The organism is Microcoleus sp. BM001215392, assembly GCF_036700185.1.
Taxonomy (GTDB): Bacteria; Cyanobacteriota; Cyanobacteriia; order Cyanobacteriales; family Microcoleaceae; genus Microcoleus.
This window is the reverse complement of sequence record NZ_JAUBOJ010000283.1, coordinates 1-10,107: the sequence shown is the minus strand read 5'-3', so window position 1 is coordinate 10,107 and position 10,107 is coordinate 1. Positions and strand designations below refer to the sequence as shown.

General features: G+C 45.8%; 10 protein-coding genes. 4 read left to right on the top strand and 6 right to left on the bottom strand.

Annotated features, from left to right (window positions below):
• Positions 1–13: 13 nt before the first annotated feature.
• Positions 14–646, bottom strand: a complete 633-nt coding sequence (locus tag QT974_RS24450) for a 7-carboxy-7-deazaguanine synthase QueE (RefSeq protein ID WP_333471007.1) — start codon at positions 644–646, stop codon at positions 14–16.
• Between the two features lie 194 nt (positions 647–840).
• Positions 841–1,539, bottom strand: coding sequence for a class I SAM-dependent methyltransferase (locus QT974_RS24445; RefSeq protein ID WP_333471006.1), 699 nt, complete (start codon positions 1,537–1,539; stop codon positions 841–843).
• A gap of 955 nt (positions 1,540–2,494) precedes the next feature.
• On the opposite strand from QT974_RS24445, the gene QT974_RS24440 reads away from it, so the two are divergent.
• Complete coding sequence (locus tag QT974_RS24440; RefSeq protein WP_333471005.1) at positions 2,495–3,265, top strand: hypothetical protein; 771 nt, start codon at positions 2,495–2,497, stop codon at positions 3,263–3,265.
• A 358-nt stretch (positions 3,266–3,623) separates the two neighbouring features.
• On the top strand, positions 3,624–4,040 hold the full coding sequence (locus tag QT974_RS24435; protein WP_333471004.1) for a hypothetical protein: 417 nt from the start codon (positions 3,624–3,626) through the stop codon (positions 4,038–4,040).
• Between the two features lie 177 nt (positions 4,041–4,217).
• On the opposite strand, the gene QT974_RS24430 is transcribed toward QT974_RS24435, so the two are convergent.
• Positions 4,218–4,847 carry a cyclic nucleotide-binding domain-containing protein gene (locus QT974_RS24430; protein WP_333471003.1) on the bottom strand — a complete coding sequence of 210 codons (630 nt, stop codon included), beginning with the start codon at positions 4,845–4,847 and terminating at the stop codon, positions 4,218–4,220.
• A gap of 257 nt (positions 4,848–5,104) precedes the next feature.
• Entirely contained in the window at positions 5,105–6,097 is a 993-nt protein-coding gene (locus QT974_RS24425) for a DUF1517 domain-containing protein (RefSeq protein WP_333471002.1), read from the bottom strand.
• Positions 6,098–6,464: 367 nt separating this feature from the next.
• On the opposite strand from QT974_RS24425, the gene hemB reads away from it, so the two are divergent.
• Positions 6,465–7,448, top strand: coding sequence for a porphobilinogen synthase (hemB, locus tag QT974_RS24420; protein WP_333471001.1), 984 nt, complete (start codon positions 6,465–6,467; stop codon positions 7,446–7,448).
• 359 nt (positions 7,449–7,807) lie between these two features.
• Positions 7,808–8,296: a GNAT family N-acetyltransferase gene (locus tag QT974_RS24415; protein WP_333471000.1), complete on the top strand. Its 489-nt coding sequence runs from the start codon at positions 7,808–7,810 to the stop codon at positions 8,294–8,296.
• Between the two features lie 158 nt (positions 8,297–8,454).
• Here the strand turns inward: QT974_RS24415 and QT974_RS24410 are convergent, their stop codons facing one another.
• Both QT974_RS24410 and QT974_RS24405 read right to left on the bottom strand, forming a co-directional pair.
• Positions 8,455–9,390: a sensor histidine kinase gene (locus tag QT974_RS24410; protein WP_333470999.1), complete on the bottom strand. Its 936-nt coding sequence runs from the start codon at positions 9,388–9,390 to the stop codon at positions 8,455–8,457.
• A gap of 25 nt (positions 9,391–9,415) precedes the next feature.
• Positions 9,416–10,009: an L-threonylcarbamoyladenylate synthase gene (locus QT974_RS24405; protein WP_333470998.1), complete on the bottom strand. Its 594-nt coding sequence runs from the start codon at positions 10,007–10,009 to the stop codon at positions 9,416–9,418.
• Between the last annotated feature and the right edge of the window lie 98 nt (positions 10,010–10,107).

Here is a 10,107-nt window from a genome sequence, read left to right as displayed (position 1 = left end):
AATTATTTGATGTTTATTGAACACCAATAAACTTGTGAGTTTGCAAAGACAGTCTGTAACTCGGATGCTGTTTCAATAAGTCCAAAATTATCGGAATTGCCCGATCGCGCTTTTCCCACTCCGGCTGCAAATATACAGGAATATTCACATTGTCAGCCCAATATTTTCTGTAAAAATCAACTTCTTCGCCAGTGCTAACTACCAACTTAATTTCATTAGCTCTCCTCCAGAAAATCTCTTGCACGGGATATTGAGGATTGACGTGTTCTTTAGGAGAAAGAGTAATCCAAGCCAGCGGCGAAATATCCTGCCAGTAAGCGCCCGAAGTTTCAATACTCACCTGCTTGTCAGATTCTAACAAAGCTCGGACTAACTCCGGCAAATTCTGGTGGATGAAAGGTTCGCCACCACTAATGACAACCCTCGGAGACTGCAATCGATCTAGCAATTGTGCGATCGACTGCGGCACCGATGGCAAGCTTTTGCCACCATTAGAATAGCCAGTGTCGCACCAAGGACACCGCACGGGACAACCGGCTAATCTGATAAAATCAACTAAAGTTCCTGTCCAGTAGCCTTCGCCTTGCACCGTACACTGAAAAGTTTCGTGAATCGGTAATTTTACTTGTAAATTTGATATTAGCATCTTTGTCTCAGAGCAATTTAATGATATTTATTCTAAGTTTTAATAATTGTAATTTGTCGTGAGTCATTGATCGGGTTGTAGATGCACCGGTAGGCTGAAACCAGATTTTTGATAAAATACTGTATCGCAGCCTTTAATACAGATGAAAACCCGGTTTCTATGGTTTAAATCAACTTCCCTGTAACTTGAACTCTTTAATTTTGTGCTTCAGGCTGCATCACAGTAGCCCAGCGGCGTTTCAATGCCAAAGTTAGTCCGTCACCAATGGGAACAACACTCAGAGTAATTCTAGGATCGTTGCGCAATTTATCGTTGAAACTGCGAAGGGCGAGGGTACTTGTGTCTTGTACTTCAGGATCGGCAACTCGTCCTGACCACAGAACATTGTCAATTACAATTAAACCGCCATTCCGCACCAGTTGGAGCGATCGCTCAAAATAACCCTCATAATTTTCTTTGTCGGCGTCGATGAAGGCAAAATCAAAGGTTCCCGCTTGTCCCTCGGCTATGAGTTTGTCGAGAGTATTTAGTGCTGGGCCCAACTGCAAAGAAATCTTGTTTGACACACCCGCAGCTTCCCAGTAGCGTCGTGCTATAGAAGTATATTCTTCGCTGACATCGCAAGCAACAATCTTACCGTTAGAAGGCAGCGCTAAAGCTACACACAGCGAACTATAACCAGTAAAAACGCCAATTTCTAAGGTTTTTGTCGCTCCCATAAGCTGCACCAGCATCTCCATAAACTGCCCTTGTTCGGGAGCTATTTGCATCATACCCATAGGATGGTTAGCAGTTTCTTCTCGCAGTGAGGCGAGAATATCTGGTTCCCGCAGAGAAATAGATAACAGATAATCGTAAAGTTGATTTTCTAGGCCAAGAGTTGAGTTCGCCATCGGTTTGTCCTTGGTGCTGACTTTTTATTTTACTGGGTAGACGTGCAGTTATTGGAAATTGCAGACGGTAGAGTTAATTTTGGCACCTATTTGCTGTTGTTTATCTCAGGGTAAGACGATCGCCGTCTCGGTTGCAAGCTGCTAAAAGAACTCTGGCGCGCGATCGAGCTTCCAATCAGTTTATCTCAGCCACAGGCGATTTAGCACCTCTGGAAAATAAAATTCGAGAGCAGGGACGGTTTTGAGATTGCTGTATTCCTACCCAAGCGTTACGCCGTGGCTGATACCAGCTTAACAACAGAATGCAACTGAATAGCCAGTGCTGCAAATCCTAACGCCTTCATTCAATTGACAGTTGACAGTTGACAATTGACAGTTACGTCTACCTGGAAGTCCGAGGATGGCACCAATCAATAGTCTGATTTTAATTTATCCCAGGGCTCCGGCTTTAAACCAATTATTTATGGTAAGTCATTCTCGATCGCAAATAGCAAATACTATACTATAAGTGGGGAAGAATGGAACTTTATTTTGACAGCTAATCGCAAATCACATGACTAATTGTTTATAACTTACGCATTCTTGAGACATGAATTTGTTTAGCTTTTATTCACAGTTAAACTCACTATTTTTTCTCAATAAATCGGCTTGTAGTAAGCCTTATATTGCAATAATCACTAATAAGTGATAGACGTAGTTGTCGGACAATTTGTTAAGTGTCACAGCTTATTTCCTATGCCTCAACCACCTACCCACTCTCAATAAAACTTGCTAAAATTGACCCGTAGCAAGTATTTTAGTCAAAAAACCTGGTTGTGAACAACGGTTGCCCGGGACTGTTAGCAATCACTAATGAAGCGGGAGCGATCGGACGATTCCTTAACTGTCACAGTTTATTACTCCACACCTCAATAACTTAACCACAATCAAAACAACATTCCACTAAGTAACCGCAATGTATTATAGTTTTGCAGGTTTCGGTGCCGTCACTGGCTTACTTTTATTGTTGGTTTTTGCTGTTCTCCAAGGGTTGCACGTTTCCGCCGGGAATTTTATTGATTGGATAATTGCCATTGCTATCTTTGAATGGCTGTTGCTGATAGTTACAGTTCCCTGGAATATCCATTTTGAAGCTAAGGAAGTTTTAGCGCAAGGCGCAGAATCTACTAAAAAAAATATTGCTGTTGATTCCGAACAACTCAAATACGTTACTGTATTAGCTAGCCGATCGCTCCTGGTAGCGATCGCCCTTCACCTGGTTAGCGCGATCGCACTTTACGCCCTATCCGCCACCGGCATTAGTGCTGTTGGCTATCTCAGTTCCGGTGCAGCACTGCTGTTAACTATACTGCGTCCAGCTATCCGAGGCTATCAGTATTTAGCCCAGCGGCTGACAACCATCCGCAGCGAATTTTACCACCCCCGCGAAGATATTGTCGAACTCCGCAACCGCTTTGCACAATTAGAATCTACAGTCAAAAATTTGGCTGCTCAATTAAATTCACACGATGAAACTTCTTGGGCTGCTATTCAAGAGCGGCAGCAGCGGGCTACCAAAGTAGGATTAACTAATTTAGCCGCATCGATTGAAGATTTGCGATCGACAAATCAAGCAGAACACACTAAACTGGCAAGAGATGCCGAAAGTGCGATCGCGCAACTCACCTCGGACGGACAATTTCTCAACCACGTCCGCGAAATCATCCGCTTCTATAAACAAGCATAAAAGAAGTCATATTATTGCCGCTAAAACAACCACAGTAAAATTGGTTCGATCGTTCGGAATGCGAGTCCGCATCAAAGTCTGAGGACTCGCATTCCGAACGATCAAACACATTTATTACAGGTAATTGAACTCAAATGATATTCCCTACCTTTAGATAGATGTCAACTACTCGGTACCTGTGAAACTTTCACTCAAAATATAATTTTATCAGTCTTGAGGAACACTCAATAAATGTATTTTACATTACAGCAAGTTTCAGGAAACTATAACCAAAGATAGTTAGTGAATGAGTTAGCTTAGGCTTAATATTTAAACATAAGCCAAAGACATTTTTGAAAAAACAACTCAGGAATAAATCATGACTACTAGCAAATCAACACCGACAGACGAACAAATCGAAGCTAATATGGAAGCCCCCCACTACGACAGGGGCATTACTCCTGCTGAGACAGCAGCGCGTCAAGAACGCGAAGGCTCTAACTTCATGCACACAACCACCGAAGAGAAGCAGCAAAAAGCCAAAACAGACGACCAAACCGATGACGAAAGCATTCACACTACGGATGGTTATACAGTAGACAAAGAAGGTCTGGTTAATAATTACGCGATCGAACCAGAAATGTACATCAACGAACCGGGCGATTTGAGAGAAAAAGAAGAAGCCGAAGCAGCAGAACGCGCTCGAATTCTCGCAGAAATCAAAGATAAAAAAGGCGAAGAAGGCAAACTGACAATGGATGCAGACACCCGCGGTCAAGGCCCGGGAATTATCTAGGTTGTCTGGTTAGTAGTTGCACCTCAGCGCGCGAGGTGGCAATTGCAAAGCAAAGGGGCAGGTTTTTTTTAGTTCCGGCATTTGTCGCTCTTGCCGGTAAAACCCGCCCCTATTCTGCTGTCGAATTATGTCGTGAAATTTAAGGCTTTAGATACATTCGGATTTAATTAAAATTTATCAAGCCCTCACATTTTCGCTCAGCCAATTAAACTTCGCCTGAGCAAGCGCCAAATTTTCCAGGACGTTAGGATTAATATCCTCCCGATCGAGTTCTTGCTGCTCTAATTCTATATTGCGACCGTATTCTATATGTCTGATGGTGCCGCGCATCCTGTCTGCCAGACACAGCGAAATTCCATAATAGAAGCGGGAAGCAAAGCCCATATCGTGTTGCAGTTTGATTACTAACTGCCGTCTGGGAATCGCCAGCAAGTGAGTTTCTTCGAGTGCCTTTACAGTGGCTAAAGGAGGGCGAGCATCAATGAAAGAAACTTCTCCCACAAGTTCTCCGCTGGATATTTTCGCCAGTTCTTTAGTTTCGTGTGCGTCGAGCAAAACGCTCAAATTCCCCTTTAAAACTATGTAGAGCGCATCGAGTTGTCTCCCTTCATGGATCAAAATCGTGCCCGGAGCGAGAACTTCCTTTTTACCTTTTTGAACTATCCAGTCAATATCGTCATTATTTAACTGGCTCAAAATAAAAAGTGCTTTTTTTCTGCTGCTGTCGGCCATAAGTTTAGCTCCCGATCGCTTTTTTATATTAAATTTTAGATGGCAGGCTGTCGTGACTTCTTCCGAACCAGTCACTCCTGGCTGAATATAGTTTTTTTATTCTGCCTAACTTGTTCGCCAAATGCTTCTAGGTCAGGCCTTGCCAATACTAGATGAACCAAACTCAATGATAATCTCTCAATAATAGCATTTGCTGAAGAATCTTTTTTTTACTCGATCGGCATTCCGCCAAATCCTGCTTGCTGCACGTCCTAAAGCCCATCGGGTTAGCCCGCACAGCTTTGGGACGGCATGGGGCGCAGCAGCCAATACTCTGCACCCCATCTCTTTCGCTAAATCGATCGCAAATCAGGATAGCCGGCCAACATATCATCAGCAGTCAGAGTGTCACCGCTAGCTTGAGGAGTCCACAGCACCTCAACCGCCAGCAACTGCTCGCTCGATACTCCCCCAATCTGGCGCAAAGCTTGGCGCAAATCTTCAGAGTTTTTCACTGCTGGTAATTGCAGTTTGCCTTGAGTACCGACAATCACCGTCACCACGATAAATTCCCCTGGATCTGAATTGAGATCCGAACCAACTAGCGCGCCGTTTTCCTGCAAAACAGGCAAGTTTTTGTTGCTCCCTGCTTGGCGTAGCTGGTTGTTATAATTCGAGAGCGTTTCTTCAGTAAACTTGCTGCGTTCTGCCAAAGAAAATTGGTTAAATTTAGCTTCGGCTGCTTCCAAGCGAGTTTGCACAGAGTCAGCACCCGCGTAAACCCAGTATTCAGGATGGCGCAGCATCGCCAGAGTCGATTCTTGCAGCACCTGAGCGCGGCCGGCCGCTGTATCCGTATTCGCTTTGCGCGCTAGCGAATCGAGTTCGACCTGCAAACCGCGGGCTTCTGCTAGCAAACCAACTTGCAAGCGGGCCACAGATACGGTGCTAGTAGTCGTGCTGTTGCCGAGTTCGTCGGTTGTTCCCCCGGCACGGCGGAAGCTTTGCACGAGGAAATTCGCGATCGAAATAAAAATCAAAATTGAGAACAGGCCACCAAATCCGCCGCCAAATCCGAAAAATGGCAGCAAGAAGGGGAAACCGAAGCCGCCACCAAATCCGCCTCCGTAGCCGCCCGGGTAGTAACCCCCTCCCGACGGCGCGTAAGTGCGGCTAGGAGACGAGTAACTGCGCGCCGGAGCTCTAAAAGATCCGCCCCCCATCCGTCCTCCGCTGCGAGCAGCCAGAGCTCCGTCAGCGTTACCGAGGGCTAGCGTCAGTACCAGACCGATCGCAAATAGTGATTTCAAAAGCGGTTTGATCTTTGAAATTAGTTGCTTGTACATAAGACCGTTACTATTCGATACATTTATAATTTACAGTCTATCCTCGCTTATGGGCAGCCCGGTTACAGGTGTGCAGCGTGCGAGATATCCGTACCAACCAATCTGGGCACCTCAAAAAGCTGAGCCTGGGAACCAGAAAGGCTAGAGAGTAGAGATCAACAGAGGAAGAGAGTCCGAACCATCGAACGAGGAAGAGAGTCCTGACTGCGAAGGAGGAAGAGAGTCCGAACCATCGAACCATGGAGCTCGCGGGTTTTACAGAACTTTACTTAAGTTGAGGGCGATCGACCAACAATAAGCTTTAGACTTTTAAACAAACGCCGCGAGTCCCAGAAAGCAGGACTTTATCTACCGTAAAAAAAACATTATGTTTCCCACTCACCGCCCCCGCCGCCTCCGCAACCATCCCCAACTCCGCCGGATGGTACGCGAAAATATCCTGACAACCAGCGATTTAATTTACCCTCTATTTGCCGTACCGGGCGAAGGTTTTGCCAAAGAAGTTAAATCGATGCCCGGAGTCTATCAGCTATCGGTAGACAAAATCGTAGAAGAAGCAAAAGAAGTTTACGACCTCGGCATTCCCGCGATTATTTTATTCGGCATTCCCGCAGATAAAGATACAGACGCCACAGGTGCTTGGCACGATTGTGGTATCGTTCAAAAAGCAACAGCAGCAGTTAAAGCAGCCGTACCAGATTTAATCGTCATGGTCGATACTTGTCTGTGTGAATATACGAGTCACGGTCACTGCGGCTATTTGGAAGTCGGAGATTTAAGCGGCAGAGTTTTGAACGATCCGACTCTAGAATTGCTGAAGAAAACAGCAGTTGCTCAAGCTCAAGCTGGTGCAGATATTATTGCACCTTCGGGAATGATGGACGGTTTTGTCGGAGCAATTCGCGAAGGATTGGACTCGGCTGGATTTGAAGATATTCCTATCATGTCCTACGCGGCAAAATACGCCTCAGCTTATTATGGCCCGTTCCGGGATGCGGCGGATTCTGCTCCGCAATTTGGCGATCGGCGCACCTATCAAATGGACCCAGGAAACGGCCGCGAAGCTCTTAAAGAAATTGCTCTCGATATTGCTGAAGGCGCCGATATGCTGATGGTTAAACCCGCTTTAGCTTACATGGACATCATCTGGCGCGTCAAAGAAGCCACTAATTTGCCCGTTGCTGCTTACAACGTTTCGGGAGAATACGCGATGGTGAAAGCTGCCGCCCTCAACGGTTGGATTGACGAAGAAAGAGTAGTGATGGAAACCTTGACAGGATTCAAGCGTGCTGGTACCGATTTGATCTTGACTTATCACGCCAAAGATGCTGCCCGTTGGCTGCAAAATTGAGACATTCGTGATGTCCCAATAGGTTTGCGATCGGAATACTGGGCGGTTGAAACCGCATTTATACACACAAAACCCACTCGCCTGCGGGTTGAAGAATGGGCGGTTAAAATTACGCGCTCTTCTTCACTCTGCGTCGGCGGACTTCCCTTGTCTAAAAGCGGTCTCAACTTTCTTTCTATCTGGCTTTATACAAAAAAGTATTAATAATTACGGAAATTAGTTATAAAATATGTGTCAATAAGTAGAGTTTTGTAAATCGGGAATTCAATCATTGAGGGTTCCCAAACAAAATTAACTTTCACTCGTGCAAGACAGTAAAAGTAACACTGTTTAGATAAAACTTAAAGGCACCGCAGAGCATGACATCAGCGACTAGGGATTCCAGTCACATTCAATTTTGCACAACTCGCGATCGCGCCGATATCCCACAAATCCAAGAACTATTTAAAGCCGCCGCCTTTTGGGCGAGGGAACGCAAGATAGAAGATTGGGAAATTGCGATCGCCAACAGCGAACCAGTTGTGACAGTGTGGGACGGCCCGCGCGCGATCGGCTTTGCTAGAGCCACCTCAGACGGCATCTATCGAGCTACAATCTGGGATGTCGCCATTCACCCAGATTACCAAGGTGCAGGACTCGGGCGCAAATTAGTGCAAACCGTCTTGAGTCACCCTCGAATGTGCCGAGTAGAACGAGTTTATCTGATGACAACTTACAAACAAAGCTTCTACGAGCGCATCGGTTTTCAACACAACGCCAGCACGACAATGGTACTTGAAAATCAGCTTTTAGAAGAAAATCTAGAATTAGAAATTAGCAATGGCCAACTGGTAACTGCTATTTGCTAAACAAGCACAAAAAATACACCAAAATCTCTCATATGTAGGGTGCGCAATGCGCACCTTACTACCTATCAATCATTAAATCCGTTAAATCCGTTGCCCTTTTCTCTACCTCCGTTAAATCCGCTAAATCCGTTACAGAATCCATTGGCGAACTTGCTTCTTTACAAACTTGCCAAAGGAATAGAACACTGAGTGCGGTTAAAATTGGACTCTTCCGACTCAGAAGGCACCGCCAAAACCTCCAACTTTCCATTCATCAAAGTTAAAAGGGTCTGATTCATCAATAACCTCATCCCAGAAGACACCTTAGAATTATCGCTGCTCTTAGCAGGATCGCACTCCAAATCGTGCTTCAGCAAATCCCAAGACTCGCTCCAAGCACTAACCGAACGCTGATCGTCCACCCAAATGTGAACGCATCCAGATTCCGGGGAAGAATGCGCAGAAACAGAAATACTCCCCTCCTCCATCTGAGCAATAGCAGTATCCACCAAATAAACTAAAACTTGCCTAAACCTAGGCAAATCTGCCAATACATAAATTCCCGGATCGGGCGGCAATATCTCCAAACGAATGCTGCGATTAGCAGCTTGCAAATAAGTTAAATCATCAACTTCATCAAAAACCTTAGCTAACTGAATCGGCTCAATATCCATCCTGTCAGTGCCGTGTTCAGTTTTAGCAACAGAGATAATTTCATCGATCAACTTCACCAGCTTGAGTGCCGCGATGTGAGCTTGTTCGACAAACTCTCGTTCCTCAGCAGGATCGTCGCACAAATCCGAGAGAATTAATTGCAGCGTACCAATCATAGTGCTCAGGGGCGATCGCAACTCGTGAGAAGTTCGAGCCAAAAAACCCGCCTTAAATAGACTCATCTCCGATGCCATCTGATAAGCCAATTGAGTTTGCTTCAGTTGCTCGGAAAGGGAATCAACCTTCTCTAAGTTAATTTCTTGAGGAGTTGGTAGCAGATTGGGCGCAGGTTCTGGCTGTTGCGAGCTTTTTTGCCGCGGGCGCCAAATCAAACTGCTTCCCAAACCCAGGGACAGTCCCATACCTAAATATATCAAGTCGCTCCAGCCGATCGGCGCCATATTACTTTGCCTTGGAGTTTAGCTTTTAGCATTTTAGCTCGATCGCGCCCTGTCGCAATATTTCCCAACCGCCAGCAGTCCATTTAGCCACAGTCGAAGGCAAACTCGAAGCTGTTGGCGCTGTTGCTAATTCAGCAGCAACTAATGTCAAGACTTCTGGAAACTGCGCCTCAATTTCTGCCACCGACTCTAGAGGCGCTTGGCCGGACAAATTAGCACTGGTAGTAGCCAAAGGGCCTGTCTGCTCTAAAATCTGGAGTGCAAGGGCAAAGTTAGGCACTCGTATTCCGATCGTACTTCGATCGATCGCATTCATGGCCGCCGGCACCAGCGGCGAAGCCGGCAGCACCAAAGTGAGCGCCCCCGGCCAATAGGATGCAGCCACTTGCTGCCACAAATTCAACTCTGCTGGACTCCCCTGCACGTAAGGCCACAAAGCCTCCGCCGATGCAGCCATCAAAATCAGCGGTTTGTCTTGGCTGCGCCGTTTTGCCACAAAAATCAACTCCGCGCGATCGGGCCGCGTCGCCAAAGCAGGTACAGTATCAGTGGGAAAGCTGACAATATAATCTCCTGAAATTGCCCCTTGAACTAGAGCATTTATCGAAACTTGAGTCATCCGATTTTAGATTTTAGATTTTAGATTTTAGATCTTAGATTTTCAGTAGATCTCTTGCAAAAGTCGAAATGTATATGTAGGGGCGTAGCATTTGGGCG

Bases quoted from the DNA above. Each gene is read 5' to 3' on its own strand.
- QT974_RS24450 (WP_333471007.1), bottom strand. From the start codon at position 646: ATGCTAATATCAAATTTACAAGTAAAATTACCGATTCACGAAACTTTT.
- QT974_RS24445 (WP_333471006.1), bottom strand. From the start codon at position 1,539: ATGGCGAACTCAACTCTTGGCCTAGAAAATCAACTTTACGATTATCTG.
- QT974_RS24440 (WP_333471005.1), top strand. From the start codon at position 2,495: ATGTATTATAGTTTTGCAGGTTTCGGTGCCGTCACTGGCTTACTTTTA.
- QT974_RS24435 (WP_333471004.1), top strand. From the start codon at position 3,624: ATGACTACTAGCAAATCAACACCGACAGACGAACAAATCGAAGCTAAT.
- QT974_RS24425 (WP_333471002.1), bottom strand. From the start codon at position 6,097: ATGTACAAGCAACTAATTTCAAAGATCAAACCGCTTTTGAAATCACTA.
- hemB (WP_333471001.1), top strand. From the start codon at position 6,465: ATGTTTCCCACTCACCGCCCCCGCCGCCTCCGCAACCATCCCCAACTC.
- QT974_RS24415 (WP_333471000.1), top strand. From the start codon at position 7,808: ATGACATCAGCGACTAGGGATTCCAGTCACATTCAATTTTGCACAACT.
- QT974_RS24410 (WP_333470999.1), bottom strand. From the start codon at position 9,390: ATGGCGCCGATCGGCTGGAGCGACTTGATATATTTAGGTATGGGACTG.
- QT974_RS24405 (WP_333470998.1), bottom strand. From the start codon at position 10,009: ATGACTCAAGTTTCGATAAATGCTCTAGTTCAAGGGGCAATTTCAGGA.